The sequence below is a fragment of the Collimonas sp. GW821-FHT02H07 genome (assembly GCF_059421505.1).
Genome location: NZ_JBWKVC010000010.1, coordinates 192,964 through 208,332, shown reverse-complemented (window position 1 = coordinate 208,332; position 15,369 = coordinate 192,964). Strand labels below are relative to the sequence as shown.

General features: G+C 63.0%; 18 protein-coding genes. 3 read left to right on the top strand and 15 right to left on the bottom strand.

Annotated elements, in window-relative coordinates:
* The first annotated feature begins 86 nt into the window (after positions 1-86).
* Both AC07V8_RS16955 and AC07V8_RS16950 read left to right on the top strand, forming a co-directional pair.
* The gene (locus AC07V8_RS16955; RefSeq protein ID WP_494680961.1) at positions 87-989 is read left to right on the top strand and encodes a LysR family transcriptional regulator; all 903 of its coding nucleotides are present in this window, start codon (positions 87-89) and stop codon (positions 987-989) included.
* A gap of 114 nt (positions 990-1,103) precedes the next feature.
* On the top strand, positions 1,104-1,718 hold the full coding sequence (locus AC07V8_RS16950; RefSeq protein ID WP_494680962.1) for an SH3 domain-containing protein: 615 nt from the start codon (positions 1,104-1,106) through the stop codon (positions 1,716-1,718).
* 45 nt (positions 1,719-1,763) lie between these two features.
* On the opposite strand, the gene AC07V8_RS16945 is transcribed toward AC07V8_RS16950, so the two are convergent.
* From AC07V8_RS16945 to pxpB, 8 genes are all read right to left on the bottom strand, one after another.
* Positions 1,764-2,180 (bottom strand): F0F1 ATP synthase subunit epsilon, encoded by a 417-nt coding sequence (locus tag AC07V8_RS16945; protein ID WP_494680963.1) that lies wholly within the window; start codon positions 2,178-2,180, stop codon positions 1,764-1,766.
* A 120-nt stretch (positions 2,181-2,300) separates the two neighbouring features.
* Complete coding sequence (gene pcp / locus AC07V8_RS16940) at positions 2,301-2,954, bottom strand: pyroglutamyl-peptidase I (protein ID WP_494680964.1); 654 nt, start codon at positions 2,952-2,954, stop codon at positions 2,301-2,303.
* A 12-nt stretch (positions 2,955-2,966) separates the two neighbouring features.
* The gene (locus tag AC07V8_RS16935; RefSeq protein ID WP_494680965.1) at positions 2,967-3,977 is read right to left on the bottom strand and encodes a DUF2891 domain-containing protein; all 1,011 of its coding nucleotides are present in this window, start codon (positions 3,975-3,977) and stop codon (positions 2,967-2,969) included.
* 9 nt (positions 3,978-3,986) lie between these two features.
* Positions 3,987-4,973: a DUF979 domain-containing protein gene (locus AC07V8_RS16930; protein WP_494680966.1), complete on the bottom strand. Its 987-nt coding sequence runs from the start codon at positions 4,971-4,973 to the stop codon at positions 3,987-3,989.
* A complete protein-coding gene (locus AC07V8_RS16925) occupies positions 4,970-5,689 on the bottom strand; it encodes a DUF969 domain-containing protein (RefSeq protein WP_494680967.1) in 720 nt (239 codons plus the stop codon). Before AC07V8_RS16925 ends, AC07V8_RS16930 begins: the two co-directional genes overlap by 4 nt.
* Before the next feature lie 84 nt (positions 5,690-5,773).
* Positions 5,774-6,574, bottom strand: coding sequence for a 5-oxoprolinase subunit PxpA (gene pxpA / locus AC07V8_RS16920; RefSeq protein ID WP_494680968.1), 801 nt, complete (start codon positions 6,572-6,574; stop codon positions 5,774-5,776).
* Between the two features lie 9 nt (positions 6,575-6,583).
* Positions 6,584-7,561, bottom strand: a complete 978-nt coding sequence (locus AC07V8_RS16915; protein ID WP_494680969.1) for a 5-oxoprolinase subunit C family protein — start codon at positions 7,559-7,561, stop codon at positions 6,584-6,586.
* A complete protein-coding gene (gene pxpB, locus AC07V8_RS16910; RefSeq protein ID WP_211442470.1) occupies positions 7,558-8,211 on the bottom strand; it encodes a 5-oxoprolinase subunit PxpB in 654 nt (217 codons plus the stop codon). The genes AC07V8_RS16915 and pxpB overlap by 4 nt, the downstream gene beginning before the upstream one ends.
* Before the next feature lie 350 nt (positions 8,212-8,561).
* On the opposite strand from pxpB, the gene AC07V8_RS16905 reads away from it, so the two are divergent.
* Positions 8,562-9,074: a winged helix DNA-binding protein gene (locus AC07V8_RS16905; RefSeq protein ID WP_494680970.1), complete on the top strand. Its 513-nt coding sequence runs from the start codon at positions 8,562-8,564 to the stop codon at positions 9,072-9,074.
* Positions 9,075-9,132: 58 nt separating this feature from the next.
* Here the strand turns inward: AC07V8_RS16905 and AC07V8_RS16900 are convergent, their stop codons facing one another.
* From AC07V8_RS16900 to AC07V8_RS16870, 7 genes are all read right to left on the bottom strand, one after another.
* Positions 9,133-9,666, bottom strand: coding sequence for a peroxiredoxin family protein (locus AC07V8_RS16900; RefSeq protein ID WP_211442468.1), 534 nt, complete (start codon positions 9,664-9,666; stop codon positions 9,133-9,135).
* Between the two features lie 89 nt (positions 9,667-9,755).
* Complete coding sequence (locus tag AC07V8_RS16895; protein WP_494680971.1) at positions 9,756-11,726, bottom strand: M48 family metallopeptidase; 1,971 nt, start codon at positions 11,724-11,726, stop codon at positions 9,756-9,758.
* A 45-nt stretch (positions 11,727-11,771) separates the two neighbouring features.
* Positions 11,772-12,362, bottom strand: a complete 591-nt coding sequence (locus AC07V8_RS16890; RefSeq protein WP_494680972.1) for a LemA family protein — start codon at positions 12,360-12,362, stop codon at positions 11,772-11,774.
* 97 nt (positions 12,363-12,459) lie between these two features.
* Positions 12,460-13,137, bottom strand: a complete 678-nt coding sequence (locus AC07V8_RS16885) for a BON domain-containing protein (RefSeq protein ID WP_494680973.1) — start codon at positions 13,135-13,137, stop codon at positions 12,460-12,462.
* Positions 13,130-13,726: a phosphoheptose isomerase gene (locus AC07V8_RS16880; RefSeq protein ID WP_494680974.1), complete on the bottom strand. Its 597-nt coding sequence runs from the start codon at positions 13,724-13,726 to the stop codon at positions 13,130-13,132. The genes AC07V8_RS16885 and AC07V8_RS16880 overlap by 8 nt, the downstream gene beginning before the upstream one ends.
* An 86-nt stretch (positions 13,727-13,812) precedes the next feature.
* Complete coding sequence (locus AC07V8_RS16875) at positions 13,813-14,190, bottom strand: YraN family protein (protein WP_494680975.1); 378 nt, start codon at positions 14,188-14,190, stop codon at positions 13,813-13,815.
* 19 nt (positions 14,191-14,209) lie between these two features.
* Positions 14,210-15,367 carry a penicillin-binding protein activator gene (locus AC07V8_RS16870; protein WP_494680976.1) on the bottom strand — a complete coding sequence of 386 codons (1,158 nt, stop codon included), beginning with the start codon at positions 15,365-15,367 and terminating at the stop codon, positions 14,210-14,212.
* Between the last annotated feature and the right edge of the window lie 2 nt (positions 15,368-15,369).

Below are 15,369 nucleotides of genomic sequence, written 5' to 3'. Positions count from 1 at the left end.
TTGGTGATGACGGGATCAGTATCCTCCGAGCCATTACTGGCGATAAGCCATGTTATATTTGATGTAATACTGAAAGAAATTCATCAATGGACAAGCCCGACCTGAATGAACTGGATGCCTTCGCCAGCGTTGCCCGCCATCGCAGCTTTAGCAAGGCGGCGCCGGAATGCGGGGTTTCCGCTTCCGCCCTGAGCCATGCCATGCGTACGCTGGAAAGCCGGCTGGGAGTGCGCCTGCTCAACCGCACCACCCGCAGCGTGACGCCGACCGAGGCCGGCGAACAGCTGCTGGCGCGGCTGGCGCCGGCACTGCGTGAAATCGGCGAGGCGCTGGATCAGGTCAACCAGTTCCGCGATACGCCGCGCGGCAGCCTGCGCCTGAATGTCCCGCGCATGGCGGCGCGCTGGCTGCTGGCGCCGATCTTTGCGCGCTTCCTGGCGGCTTATCCGCAGATCCGGCTGGAAGTGGTGACCGACGACAGCCTGGTCGATATCGTCGCCCAGGGTTTCGATGCCGGCATCCGCTTCGGCGAAAGCCTGGCGCGCGATATGATCGCGCTGCCGCTGGGGCCGCCGCTGCGCCTGATCGTGGTGGCTGCGCCCATGTATGCGGCCCGGCGCGGCTTGCCGCGGCAGCCGCAGGATTTGAAGCAGCACGCCTGCATCGGCCGCCGTTTTCCCAGCGGCGCGCTGTATGCCTGGGAATTCGCCAAGGATGGCGAGACGCTGGCGGTGGCGGTCGACGGCCCCTTGCTGCTGAACGATGATGAGCTGATGCTGCGGGCGGCGCTGGACGGCATCGGCCTCAGCTATCTGTACGAAGAACAGGCCAGGGAGTGGATCGCGCAAGGCCGCCTGCTGCGGGTGCTGGACGACTGGTGTCCGCCGATGCCGGGATTTTTCCTGTACTACCCGAGCCGGCGCCAGCTGCCTACCGGACTGCGCCTGTTTATCGAAATGTTGCGTGGCAGCCTGGCAGGTTCAGAATAGGATCGGCTTGGGAAATACACATTTTTATTGTTGTGACGCAAGTTTTTAAGGGTATCCTTGAAAACGCTTGAACAAGACGCCGCTATCGATTGCCGTACCTTCAGGAGCCCGCCCATGATCCGCAGCCATCTGATTTCCCTGATTGCCGTCGCCTGCCTTGCTGCTCCGCTGGCCGCCACGGCTCAGCAGGCCTTCACCAGCAAACCCGTCAATCTGCGCGCCGGCCCGGCGCGCGATTATCCGCTGGTGGCCCAGCTGGGGCCGGGCACGCCGGTGCAGGTGGCGGGTTGCGTGAACGGCTATAGCTGGTGCGACGTCACTTTGCAGGATGGCAATCGCGGCTGGGTCTACGCCCGCAACCTGAATTATCCCTACCAGGGCAACCAGGTGCCGCTGATCACTTACGGCAGTGCGATCGGACTGCCGATTATCGCGTTTTCCATCGGCAGCTATTGGGGCCAGTATTATCGCGGTCGTCCGTGGTACGGCCAGCAGTCGCACTGGGCGCACCGGCCGCATCGTCCGCGGCCACCCGTGGTGCGACCGCCGCCGCCAAGGCCGAAGCCGCCAGGCGTCTTTCCGCAGCGGCCGCATCGGCCGGCATTCGGGAATGGCCAGCGTCCGCCGCCGGGCGGCGCCAAGCCGCCAGGTAACGGGGCACGGCCGCCAGGCGGCAGGCCTCCGGGTGGTGGCGGACGGCCGGGCCAGGACAGGCCGCAGCCGCGCTGACGATCGCGACGAGGCGTGCGGCTTAAGCCAGCCGCTTCGGCCGATTTATTTTCCGCGCCGCATTTGCGCCAGCGTCGCCAGCTGGGCAGTCGCCTGCGCCAGCTCGGCTTGCGCCAGCGCATAATCGATATCCGAATGCAGGTTTTGCAGACGCTCCTCGGCTTGTTGCCGCGCCTGCATGGCCTTGGCTTCGTCCAGGTCTTTGCCGCGGATCGCGGTATCGGCCAGGATGGTGACGGAATGCGGCTGGATTTCTGCGTAGCCGCCGGCGACATAGATGAAATCGTCTTCGCCCGACGGCCGTGTGATGTGGACTGCGCCCGGCTTCAGGCGCGTCAGCAACGGCGTGTGGCCGGGCAGGATGCCGAGCGAGCCTTCGATGCCCGGCAAGGTGACCAGTCCGGCGCTGCCAGCGTACAGCTCGCCTTCCGGACTGACGACGACGACTTGAGTTTCCGACATACGGGTTCCTGTAGCAAGACTCGATCATCGGGGCGCATCAGCGCTACCCCGGTTGCGCCTATGATACAAGATCGGCCCGGCCAGGATTCAGGAAATTCGCCGGGCCTGCCTGGCTGCCATTCAATGCAGCTGGCCGCCGCCCTCAAGCACATCCTGCTGCAAGCTCATGGCGCTCTGGAGAGCCGCGCGCAAGCCGTCGATCACGGTGTCCAGCGCCAGGCTCGGCTGGCCCGGATGACGCGCCGCCTGCGACGGGATGTACGGGATATGGAGGAAGCCGCCGCGCACTGCCGGCGCCCGCTGCGCCAGGCGATGCATCAAGCCGTAGAACACATGGTTGCAGACGAAGGTGCCGGCGGTTTGCGATACTTCGGCCGGGGCGCCGGCGGCGCGCATCGCCTTCACCATGCCCTTGATCGGCAAGGTCGAGAAATAGGCGGCCGGGCCGTCGCCGTAGATCGGCTGGTCGATCGGCTGGCGGCCGGCGTTGTCGGCAATCCGCGCATCGTCGACATTGATCGCGACCCGCTCCAGCGACAGCTGGCTGCGGCCGCCGGCCTGGCCGACGCACAGCACCAGCATCGGCTTGCATTCGGCCAGCAGTTCATCCAGCGCTTGCAGTGCCGTGCCGAACACGCATGGCAGCTGGCGCGCCACCACGCGCGCGCCCTCGCATTGCCAGCCGTCGAGTGCGCGCACTGCTTCCCAGGAGGGATTGAGCGGTTCCTGCTCGAACGGTTCGAAGCCGGTAAGCAGGATGATGGGCTGAGTCATGTTGTGCCGGCCTTAGTTGAGCGGTTCCAGCGCCAGCATGGCGAAGGTCGCCAGCCAGTGCTCGCCGGCGTACTCGCCGCTGACCACGTTCGGCAGGCCGGCTTCGATATGGCGCCGCGCCGCCGCGCTCAGGATGGCGCCTGCCGGATCGCTTTCCGGCAGACGCCGGGCGACTCGCTTCATGCACCAGGCGCGGCTCAGGTTCAGGCCGTTCAGGTGGGCGATCTTGGGATCGCTGTGGTCGCTGACGTCGGCCGGATTCATCAGGCGTTCGATATCGCCCAGCGCGGGCAGATATTGCGCGAACCAGTCGGGGAACACATCCGCTTCCAGCACGTCGCTCATCAGCAAGGCTTCCGTCAGCGCCGCCGACAGGAATTCGTCGCCGCCCGGTTCGTAGTGCGCCGGGTAATTGCTGTCGCCCATGAAGTAACGGCAGGCTGAGTTGACCACGGCGCTTTCCAGTTCCGCATCCTTGCGGTGGCGGGCGAAATCCAGGATCAGCTTGAGGGCGAACGCGCTGTTGTAATGGGTGCCGACCCGGATCGCATAGCTGAGCTTGGCGAAATAGCTGAACACGCGGCTGCGGATTTCCGCCACCAGCGGTTCCATGGCGGCGAGCCAGGTCTTGGCTTGCGGGTGCTGCCAGGTATCCAGCTCCTGCGCCAGCGCCACGATCCAGGCCCAGCCGTAGGGGCGCTCGAAAGAAACCCGTCCCGGCGCCTGGAAGTAGGCCAGTTCCTGCTGCATGTTGGCGGCCGTGAAATGCTCCTCGAACAGCGCCGCGATCTCGGCCTGCTGCGGCAGCGTCGGATAGAGCCGGGCGCAGCGCGCCAGCAGCCAGTAGCCGTGCACCGCCGAATGCCAGTCGTAGCAGCCGTAGAACACCGGATGCAGGGTGCGCGGCGAGAGCACGTCGCCGGCGTTGTTGAGGACGTGCATGATGTGGTTCGGATATTCGTGGCGCAGCGAGCGCAGGGGGAGGCGTACGAAGGCCGAAACCTGGTCAAGAGTCAGATGCATGGTTGCTCCTTAGCGGAATATGAGGAAATACATCAGCAGTATATTGGCTGCCAATAATGTCAGTGCGGTCGGGATCTGGGTCTTGATCACCAGGTATTTATCCTTCAACTCTAGCAGGGCGGCCGGCACGATATTGTAGTTGGCGCCCATCGGCGTCATCAGGGTGCCGCAATAGCCGGCCAGCATGCCGATGGTGACCAGCGGCGCCGGATCGGCATGGTGGCCGACGATCAGGAAGGGCAGCGCGATACCGGCGGTAAGCACGGGGAAAGCGGCGAATGCGTTGCCCATGATCATGGTGAACAAGGCCATGCCGACACAGTAGATCACCACTAGCATGAAGCGGCTGTCGGGATTGACGAACAGGCTGACTACTTCCTGCACCGATTTGCCGGTCTGGGCGGCGACGAACACGCCGCCCAGCATTGCCAGCATTTGCGGCAGCACCGCGGCCCAGCCGATGGCGTCGAGCAGGCGACGCGATTCGCGCACCGCATGCAGAGGTGTGCCGCCGGTCAGTTTCCAGCCAGCCAGGATGGCGCAGATACAACCCACACACAGCGCCGCCAGCGTCAGCTGTTTCTGGTCGAGCAGGTAGAAGCCGCCGACCGACACATCTTTCAGCAGCACGGTGCATAGCACGGTGACCACCGGAATCAGGATCGCCGGCAGGAAGATCCAGTTGCCGATTTTGTTGGCTGATGCCTGGCGCTGCTCCGCGCTGCGTTGCTTATAAGTGCCTATGGATAGCAGACCGCACCCGGCGATCAGCGAAATGAGGATCACCACGACGCCAATGATGCGATAGGCCATGGGTTTGCCAAGGGACGAAACCAGTAGGTCGCTGAACAGGAATACGGTGCCGAAGAGGAACCAGAACAGGGCCGTGGTCGCGCGTTTCGGGTTGCCCTTGTCGCGCAAGGTCATGCCGACCAGCAGCATCAGGATGACACCGATCAGGTAGTAGATCTCGTTGATGGTGATCAGGGCGCTCATGCTGCCACCTCATTTCCTTCAGTTTTTTTCCAGGCAGCGACGTCACGCGCGATGCTGGCGTCCAGCCGCACCAGGCGGAACATGTGGATGATCAGCGCAGCGATGGCGGTAGGGATGGCCCACAGGCCGAGATGCAGCGGTTCGACACCGAGGATGTTGTTTTCCTTGAGGAAGGCATCCATCAGCAGCACTGCGCCAAAGGCGATGAAAATGTCTTCGCCGAAGAAGACGGCAATATTGTCGCAGGCAGCGGAATGGGCGCGCAGCTTGTCGCGGATATGTAGAGGCAGTTCGCCGTGGCGTGCGGTGGCGGCGCCTTCTACCATGGGCGCCAACAGTGGCCGCACGGTTTGCGCTTGGCCGCCGATATAGGTCAGGCCCAGGGCGCCGAAACCCTGGCGCAATACAAAATACAACATCAGGATGCGTGCCGAAGTAGCGGCCGCCATGCTGGAAATCCAGTCCTGCGCGCGTTCCTTCAAACCGTAGCTTTCGAGCAGACCGATTACCGGCAGGATCAGTACGTACACCGCCAGCGAGCGGCTGTTGATAAATTTCTCGCCGAAGGTTTCCAGCAGGGTCCCCGGATCCATGCCGACTGCCAGCCCGGTCGCCAGACCGGCCACGGTCACTACCAGCAAGGGGTTGAATTTCAGGGCGAAGCCGGCCACTACTATCGGTATGCCGATCAGCGGCAGTAATTCCGTTACGGTCATTGCTATCTCCTCATGTTGATGGCGGTCGTTGCTGCGCCGCCGATGTTATTGACTACGTGATTGAAGCGTCTGTCGAAGAACTGATTATCCGAGCAAGGGAAACAAGGCGTCGCTGCTGCTCATCTGCGGCGCGCGGATGGCGATGCCCTGCTGTGTCAGTTCGGCATGGATGCGTCGCGCAAATTCCAGCGCATGCGCGCCATCGCCGTGCAGGCAGACCGTATCGGCCCGCACCGCCGGCCAGCTGCCGTCGATGGCGTGGACCTTGCCCTCGCGGATCATATGCATGGTTTGTGCCAGTGCCTGTTCTTCATCTTCGATCAAGGCGCCCGGCGTGCCGCGCTTGACCAGGCTGCCGTCGGCCATGTAGCCGCGGTCGGCGAAGACTTCCTCTACCGCTGGCAGGCCGGCGCGATGGGCGGCGGCGATCAGTTCGCTGCCGGCCAGGCCGAACAGCGCCAGCGACGGATCGACATCGCGGATCGCGGCGACGATGGTGTCGGCCAGCGCGGCGTCGCGCGCCGCCATGTTGTACAGCGCGCCATGCGGCTTGACGTGCGCCAGCTGCGCGCCATGGGCGCCGGCGATCGCCGCCAATGCACCGATCTGGTACTGCACGCCGCTATAGATTTCGTTGGCCGGCAGCTGCATTTCGGTGCGGCCGAAATTGTCGCGGTCGGGAAAGCTCGGATGGGCGCCGATGGCGACTCCCTGCGCCACGGCCCACTGCACGCATTGCTGCATCATCAGGGCGCTGCCGGCGTGCCAGCCGCAGGCGATGTTGGCCGAGCTGACCAGCGCCAGCAACGCTTCATCGTTGCCATCGTTTTGTTCGCCGAGATCGGCGTTGAGGTCGACCTGCTGTCGTTTATCTTTCCTGGGCATCATCTGCTCCTATTTGGCCGGACGCAGCCAGTGCATCGCGGTTGCTATCTGTTGGAGATACAAAGCCTCCTCGCGCAGCGCAGCGCGCGCGGCGTCGGCGTCGGTTTCGACAAACTGCAAAGTGCGGTTGAAGCGCAGCTGCGCCAGCCGGGCCAGGTCGGCGCCGATCACCACGCCGATCTTCGGATAGCCGCCGGTGGTCTGGGCGTCGGCCATCAGCACGATAGGCTGGCCGGCCGGCGGCACCTGGATCACGCCCGGCAGCACGCCATGCGACAGCAGGTCGCCGCTTTTCTTGATCTTCAGCTCCGGGCCGCTGAGGCGGAAGCCCATGCGATTGCTTTGCGGCGTCAGGGTCCAGCTGCTGTTCCAGAAAGTCTTTTGCACGGCGGCGCTGAACAAGTCGTATTCGGGGCCGGGGATGACGCGGATCTCCAGTGTTTCCGTATCGTCGGCGTCGTACCAGGATGGCGCGCGCACGCCGAATGCGGCGGCCTTGTGGACTGCGGCGGCAGGGTTATCCGGCACGCCGGCGGAGAGGCCGTCGCCTTCGGTCAAGGCGCGGCCGCCGTGGCCGCCGAAGCCGGCCTGCAGATCGGTGGCGCGCGAGCCCAGCTGGGCGGCGGAATTGATGCCGCCGGCCACTGCCAGGTAACTGCGCATGCCATGCCGCGCGGCATTGAGCTTCAGGGTCTGGCCGGCGCGCGCGCATACGCTCCACCACGGCAGCAGCGGCTGGCCGTCGAGAGTAGCGCCGAAATCGGCGCCGCCGAGGGCGATGCGCGTGTCGACGGTGAATGCCAGTTCGCAGGGACCGAGCGTGAATTCGATGGCGGCGCAGTCGCGCGGATTGCCGACCAGCAGATTGGCGATAGCCAGCGCGGTGCGGTCCAGCGCGCCCGACTGGCAGATGCCGAGATGGCGGAAGCCGTCGCGGCCCATGTCCTGGACCGAGTTGATGCGGCCGGCGCGGAGGATCTTGATCATGCCGCCACCTCGCTGGCGACGAAGCGCACGCGGTCGCCCGGCTGCAGCAGGGTGGGCGGATTGGCGCCGGGATCGAACAGCTGCAGCTCGCTGCGGCCGATCAGTTGCCAGCCCCCGGGGGAGGCAGCCGGATAGATGCCGGTCTGGCTGCCGCCGATGCCGACCGAACCGGCCGGCACCAGCAGGCGCGGTTCGCTGCGGCGCGGCGTCGCCAGCTTGGGATCGAGTCCGCCCAGATAGGGGAAGCCGGGTTGGAAGCCGATGAAGTAAACAATGTATTCCGCCGCGGTATGGCGCTTGACGATTTCCGCCGGCGACAGGCCGGTGTGGCGCGCCACCTGTTCCAGGTCGGGACCGTTGTCGCCGCCATAGGCCACGGGGATGTCGATTTTGCGTCCGGCCTTCTGGCTGATCGAATCGGCGTCCCAGGCGGCCTGGAGTTTTTCCGCCAGTTGCCGGCCGTCGCTGGCCAGCGGGTCGAACAGGATGGTCAGGTTATTCATGCCGGGAACGACATCGCGCACATGCGGCCAATGCGCCGCCTTCGCCGCGATCGCCCACAAACGTTGCTGGCATTCGAGAGTGGCGCTGGCTCCGGTATTGAGTATCAGAGCATTTTCGCCAAGAGCTTGTATGACGGGTTGGGTCATTGCGGCCGGATTCCTTGTGCACGATGTCAGCACGGCGGGACCGAGTCCAAGCCGCTCCGTCCGAGCGGCCCTGCCGTCAACTGATCAGATCAACATTAAATTGCCCAGAAAATGATTGCGAACAGCCGTCTTCCCATGATCCCGAATCCTCTGCCCCAACCAGCTTACTCTTTGTAGACCAGAGTTTAAGCAAAGGGAAATATCGTTCATCGAAAATAAAATGTCAATAAATTGTATGTAAATAGTCTATATTGTTGTTGAAATGCAGGTCGTCCGACACGCGAAATTCAATCTGGAAGCTATGCAACTGGTTGTATGATTTGGTTTTCCTGGCGTTTAGCGAGACACATATGAACGTTACCGCACCTAAAATCCTGTCTTCCGCCCATCTGGCGTCGGAAAGCAGCGTCGAATTGTCCGAGCTGGAATATGCCTTGATTATTGCGGGCAACGCGTTCAACCGCTGGATGTCGCGCTGCATGTCCGCTGCCGGGGTCAAGGATATGACGCCCGTCGAAGTCTCCTTGTTGCATCACGTGTGCCACCGCGAGCGTAAAAAAAGCCTGGCCGATATCTGCTTCGTGTTGAATATCGAGGATACACACATTGCCAGTTATGCACTGAAAAAACTGGTGAAAGCGGGTTACATCAAGAGTGAAAAAGTCGGCAAGGAAGCGTATTTTTCTGCCACCGGCGAAGGTTATGCGCTCTGCCTCAAATACCGTGAAATGCGCGAGGAGTGCCTGATCACCGTACTTTCCGATACCGGCCTGTCGAACCAGTCGCTGGGCGACGCCGCCAAGCTGCTGCGCACGGCTTCCGGCTTGTACGACACCGCTTCGCGCGGAGCGACCTCTCGCTAGACCGAAACGCGGCCACAAAAAAAGGCGCTCGAGGCGCCTTTTTGCTTATGTGGGTGTGTTACGTGGATGCGGCCAGCGCCTTGTCCAATAGCGCATGCAGTTCGGCGAACTTGGGTTCCCCTACGTAACGCTTGATGATATTGCCTTGCTTGTCGATCACGAAGGTGGTCGGCGTCAGCTTGACGTCGCCGAAGGCGTCCGCCAGCTTGCTTTGCGTATCCAGCGCGACCTGGAACGGCAGGCTGCGGGTCTGCACGAAATTGACGACATAGTTGGGCTGGTCGTAGCTCATTGCCACGGCGACATAATCCAGGCCCTTGTCCTTGTAGGCATTATAGGTCTGCACCATTTTCGGCATCTCGGCGACGCAGGTGGTGCAGCTGGTGGCCCAGAAATTCACCATCACCACCTTGCCGCGCAAGCTCTTCAGCGATACCTGTTCGCCTTTGAGATTGGTGAAGCTGACATCCGGCGCCGCATGTGTATTTGACATCGACATGTAGCCGCCGACAGCCAGCGCTGCCACGGCGGCGGCGCCCGCCAGCTTGATCCAGAGCCGCTTGCCGGCCGTGTTTTCAGTTTGAGCTTGCATGACAGAAATCCAATACGGGCAAGGCCCGGGAACAATCATTATAGCCATCCGTTGCGGGTTTTGCCGGAAAGTCTGGATTTGCCACTTGGCTAGTTGTCGAACTGCCAGGGATAGGCCTGGTAGGTAGCGGCGACAGCCGGCGGGATCGGCGCTTCGATGCCGGCGCAAATCGCGCGCAGGATATCGGCGCTGGCGATTTCCAGGGGTTTGCCGTCGTCGGCGGTTGCCAGCAGCGCCTTGATCAGCTGCGGTTTGGCGAGCGGCGCCAGCTGGTTGGCGTTGTCGAGCGCTTGGCGGACGCGCGGGAAACTGAGCTTGGCACCGTCGCAATAATCCTGGGCCGCCAGCTTGAGTTCAGGGCAGGCCTGGGCGCCGCGCTGGAATGCGGCCAGCCGCGCGGCAGCAACATCGGCGCGACCGGACGGTATCGCCACATGGGCTACCAGCGATAAGAGCAGGGCGGCGTCGGCGCTCAGGTCGGACACCCGATTGAACCTGATCGGCAGCAGCCGTCCGGCGCGCGGCGCCAGGCGTCGCGCCAGGATGGTCTGCAGCACGAATTCGGCCAGCGTGATGCGGCTGTCGGCGGCGATCAGCTGTTCGACAATCACCAGCAGGCGGTCACGCGCAGCTTGCGGCAACTGGCGCAGCGCCGGCGCTGCCAGGTCGACCAGCGGCAAACGGGCGCTGAGCGGCAGCTGGCCGATCGTTTCCACCAGGAAGCTGGTCAAGGCGGCCTGCTGCGGTGCTTCTTTCTTGAGGATCGCCAGTTGCGCATCGCGCTCCGCGCCTTCGCCCAGCAGCAATGCGTACACGACGGCGCAAGCGCCGGCCGGATCGCGTACTGCGCCATCGAGTTGCGGCGACAGCGGCGAGCGGCTGCTGCTGTTGCCGAATTCCAGTGTCGGCGTGGCCGTCGCGGTAGAGATCGAAGCAGGCAGGCCGGTTGGCGCTACGGCGCAGGCAAAGCCGGCAGCGGCAAACGGCAGGTCTGCCAGACGGGCCGTGTTTTCCGTATAAGGCTGCGGCAGTTCCGGCGCTTCCAGCGGTCCCATGCTTCTGCCGTAAATCCGTTGCAGGCGGTCCGTCAGCGGCGGATGGGTGGCGAACCAGCCATCCAGCAGGTTGGGGCGCACGCTGCCGAGGAACAGATGAGACAGCTGTTCCGCGTTCTGGTGATCGATTTGCGAGCCTATCCGTTTGCCGTCGGTGAGGCCGCCGATCTTGCGCAGGGCGCCGCCTATGCCTTCCGGGTTGCGGGTGAACTGGACCGCGCTGGCGTCGGCCAGGAATTCGCGCTGGCGCGATACCGCCGACTTGATCAGGCGGCCGAAGAAGATGCCGATGTAGCCGACCACGAACAGCGCCACGCCGGCAAACAGCATCACCAGCTGCCATGGCGGTCCCTTGTCGTCGCTGCGGCTGCCGGAGAACCTGCCGAAATTCATCAGCTGCTGGCCGAAGCCGGCAATCATCTGGATGCCGAACAAGACCCCGATCAGGTGCACGTTGAGGCGCATGTCGCCATTCAGGATATGGCTGAATTCATGGCCGACCACGCCTTGCAGTTCATCGCGCGTGAGGCGGTTGAGGGTGCCGCGCGTGACCGCGACCACGGCTTCATTCTGGTTGTAGCCGGCGGCAAAGGCGTTGATCGCATCTTCATGTTCGAGCAGATAAACCTTGGGACAGGCGATGCCGGAAGCCAGCGCCATTTCCTCCACCACGTTCAGCAAGCGCCGTTCCTGCAGGTCGCCGCTGGCGGGCGAGATCAGGCGGCCGCCGGCCATCAGCGCCACGGCATCGCCGCCGTCGCGCAAATTGAAGGTCTGGATCAGGGTGCCGCCGCCGATCAGCGCCAGCGTGATCAGGGTATTGATGGCGAAGAAGCCTTTGGGATAGCTGTGCAGCACCTCATGGTGGCTGCCGAACTTGAAATTCCACAATAATGCCATGGCCAGGTTGACGGCCAGTACGATGGCGATTACCGCCAGCGCAAACAGGAACACCAGTTTCCTGGTTTCCTGGCGCGCCTGGTGTTGCTGTTCAAAGAACGTCATGGTTCATACCGCCAGCGGCGGTTCCATCAGGGTCACGTGCGGATCTTAAAACGTTACCTTGACTGCCTTGCGTTCTTCCGGCGCTTCGGTCGCCTGCAGCAATTCCGCCTGCTTGAAGGCGAACATATTGGCCAGGATCGATCCCGGGAACTGCTCGATCGCCGTGTTGTATTCCATCACGCTGTCGTTATAAGCCTGGCGCGAGAAGCCGATCTTGTTTTCGGTGCCGGTCAGTTCTTCCGTCAGCTGCATCATGTTCTGATTGGCCTTCAGGTCGGGATAGGCTTCCGACAGGGCAAACAGCTTGCCCAGGCTGGCGCTCAGCGCGCCTTCGCTGGCCGCCATCTGCTGCACGGCGGCGGCATCGGTAGCGTTGCCGCCGACCTTGGCGTTGGCGGTGACCGCCTGGTTGCGCGCCGAAATCACCGCTTCCAGCGTTTCGCGCTCGTGTTTCATGTAGCCCTTGGCGGTTTCCACCAGGTTCGGGATCAGGTCGTAGCGGCGTTTCAGCTGCACGTCGATCTGCGCGAAGGCATTTTTGAAGCGATTGCGAAAGCTCACCAGACCGTTATAGATGCCGACAACCCAGAATACGACGACCAGCACAATTGCCAGAAAGATGATGAAACCGAACATGTTTTTCCCCAAAAAAAAGCCGCCGGACATTTGTCCAGCGGCAACGTTACTTGAGTAGCTGAGGAAATGCAAGTCGCTTGCGGCCTGCCGCCTGCTTTTAAGGCTGTGAAGGCTGTGCGGCAGGCTTGGCCGACTCCCGCGGCGCAGATGACATTTGTGTCAATTCGTCTTCGGTGATGTATTCGAACACCTTGACGACTTTTTGCACACCGCTGACGCCGGCGGCGATTTCACCGGCGCGCTTGCCTTCGCGTTCGGTGACCCGGCCCATCAGGTAGACATTGCCGCGCTCGGTGACGACCTTGATCGAATTGCCGAACACGTCCTTGGCATCGACCAGCGAAGCGATGACCTTGCTGGTGATGAACGTATCGTTGGAACGCGCGGAGAAACTCGAGGGCGCGCCGATTGCCAGCTCATTCGCTACCGCATGGACGTTTTCAATCGACTGCACTTCCTTTTCCGCAGCGGCCTTGGCGGCATCGTCGCGTACTTCACCGGTCAGCAGCACCTTGCGGTTGTAGCTGGTGATGTTGACATGGCCATCCTGGCCGACTACGGCGGGAACCCGGGTTTCGGCCTTGACCATGATGGCCTTGTCCTCGGTCTGCGCACCCAGCGTGCGGCGATCCGTCGCCGCGAAGCCGCCGGCCACGGCGCCGCCCAGCGCCAGCGCCACGCAGCCTTGCAATCCCATCACGACGGCGCCGCACAGTGCTACTGCCGCCAACGGCCGTTGCAATTTGCTCCAGCGTGGATTTTGCCTGTCAATCATTCGCATCTCCTCCAAATAAAGCGACATCGATGCCGTCGCATAAGCAGTGAATCGTCAGCAGATGCACTTCCTGGATGCGCGCGGTGCGGTCGTGCGGCACGCAGATATGCACATCTGCTTCAGTCAGTTTCTTGCCGATGGCGCCGCCGCCCTTGCCGGTCATGGCCACCACCCGCATGTCGCGCTCCAGCGCCACATCGATGGCCGCCAGGATGTTGGCCGAATTGCCGGAGGTGGAAAACGCTAACAGCACATCGCCGGCTTGCCCAAACGCTTGCACCTGCTTGGAAAAGATTTCGTTGTAGCTGTAATCGTTGCCGACCGCGGTGATGATCGAGGTATCGGTGGTCAGCGCCAATGCCGGCAGCGGCAGGCGCTCCCGTTCAAAGCGTCCCACCAGTTCCGCCGCAAAATGCTGGCAGTCGGCAGCCGAGCCGCCGTTGCCGCAGGCAAGAATCTTGTTGCCATTGGACAGCGCGGAGAACATAAGTTCAACTGCGCTGGCAATCGGCGCCGCCAGGATTTCCGCCGAGCGGGCCTTGAGTTCGGCGCTTTCATTGAAATGCGCCAGGATACGTTGGTTTATCATGATGTCGGTATTGAGAGTGGAATGCTGCCGTTGTATAGCGCGTGGCGGCCGGGTTTTGATTAGTCTGGCGCTGATTATAGCGGGGTCTAGGCGTCGAATGCCTGTCTGATCCAGTCGATGCTGTCGCCGTCCATGGCCAGCACGTCGAAGCGGCAGGCCGGCGGCTGCGGATAGCGCTGCAGGAAAACCTGGGCGGCGAGGATGAGCCGGGCTTGCTTGGCAGAGGTCACGCTGGCTGCCGCGCCGCCAAAGCGCTGGCTGCGGCGCTGCCTGACTTCGACAAACACCAGCAGCTCTTGCGCGCCCTTATGCGGCGCCGGTTCGGCCATGATCAAATCGATCTCGCCGCCTTTGCAGCGGAAATTCCTGGCGACCAGCTGGAGGCCGTGCCGCTGCAAATAGAGCAGCGCCTGGTCTTCCGCCAATTTGCCGCTGGCCTGGTTGCGCGAGATCGGCATCTTCATCAGGCGGCAGGCCTGGACTTCACTGAGCCTGCAGCGGCATGACGACGCCGTTCTGATAGATCGCGGCCGGCTCGACCCGCTCGAAACTCGGGGCGCCGGCGCCAAAACGGACGTTCAGCTTGCCGGTGACGCCGTCGATCTGGAATACGTTGTTGCGCGCGGCGACTTCACGGGCGATGCGGAAAGCGTCGATGCCCAGTGCATACAGGCGCTCCAGGTCGGCATTGCGGCGCTGGTCGGCCGCCACTTCCTGGCGCGGGTAAACCATCACCGCCGGGTGGTCCGGCTGCACCTGCCACGGAATATCCACCAGCCGCACGCCGTTCAGTTCGGCGATCTGGTGCTCGGGATGGTTGTCGTTGAGGGTCAGCGGATTCAGTTGGGAAATGCCGAAGATCGGGGTCTGGTCGCCGATGGCGTTGCGTATCTGCCTGGTCTGGTCGGCATTCAGCGCGGCAAACAGCAGGCGCGGCATATCGCCTTCCACCCGTTGCTGCAGCTGGGTCAGGGCATCGGCGTTGAAGACGCCGTTTTCCAAATTCAGCGTCACCATGTCGGCGTGCAGGCCGCTGCCCTGGATCTGCTGGGCGAAAGCGTTGGCGACGCGCTTTTGCCAGGCGGCGCTGGTGCTCAGCACCAGCACTTTGCCTGGCGCGTAGTCGGCGCCGACCCAGCTCGCCACCTGGCGCGCTTCAGCTTCAATCGACAGGCCCACCGGCAGCAGCTGCGCCGGCAATGCGCTGGAGGAGTCCGGCTGGGTCAGGGCGATCGTCGGCTTGTCCACCTGGCCGTTCTGGATGATGGCGGTCAGGCCGGTACGCGACAGCGGTCCCACCAGGATGTCGTACTTCTTGCTGGCGGCGCTGTACGCGGCGAGCATGTCGCTGGCGGTGTCGGCGGCTTCGATCACGTTCACTTCCAGGCCGCTCTTGTCGCGTTCGTAGGCATTCAGGAAGCCGCTGCGGACTGCATCGGCGGCCGCACCCAGCGGGCCTGAGCGCAATGGCAGCAGCAGGGCGATGCTGGCCAGCGGGATGACATTGGCGTCGGCATCGGCAGCCGCGACATCGACCAAGGTTGTGTTTGCCAGCGCAGGCGGGCACAATCCGTTCAACAGGATACCCGCCGCCAGCGCAAGCTTGACCCGTTTGGCCAGCTTGGCCCATTTATATAACATTC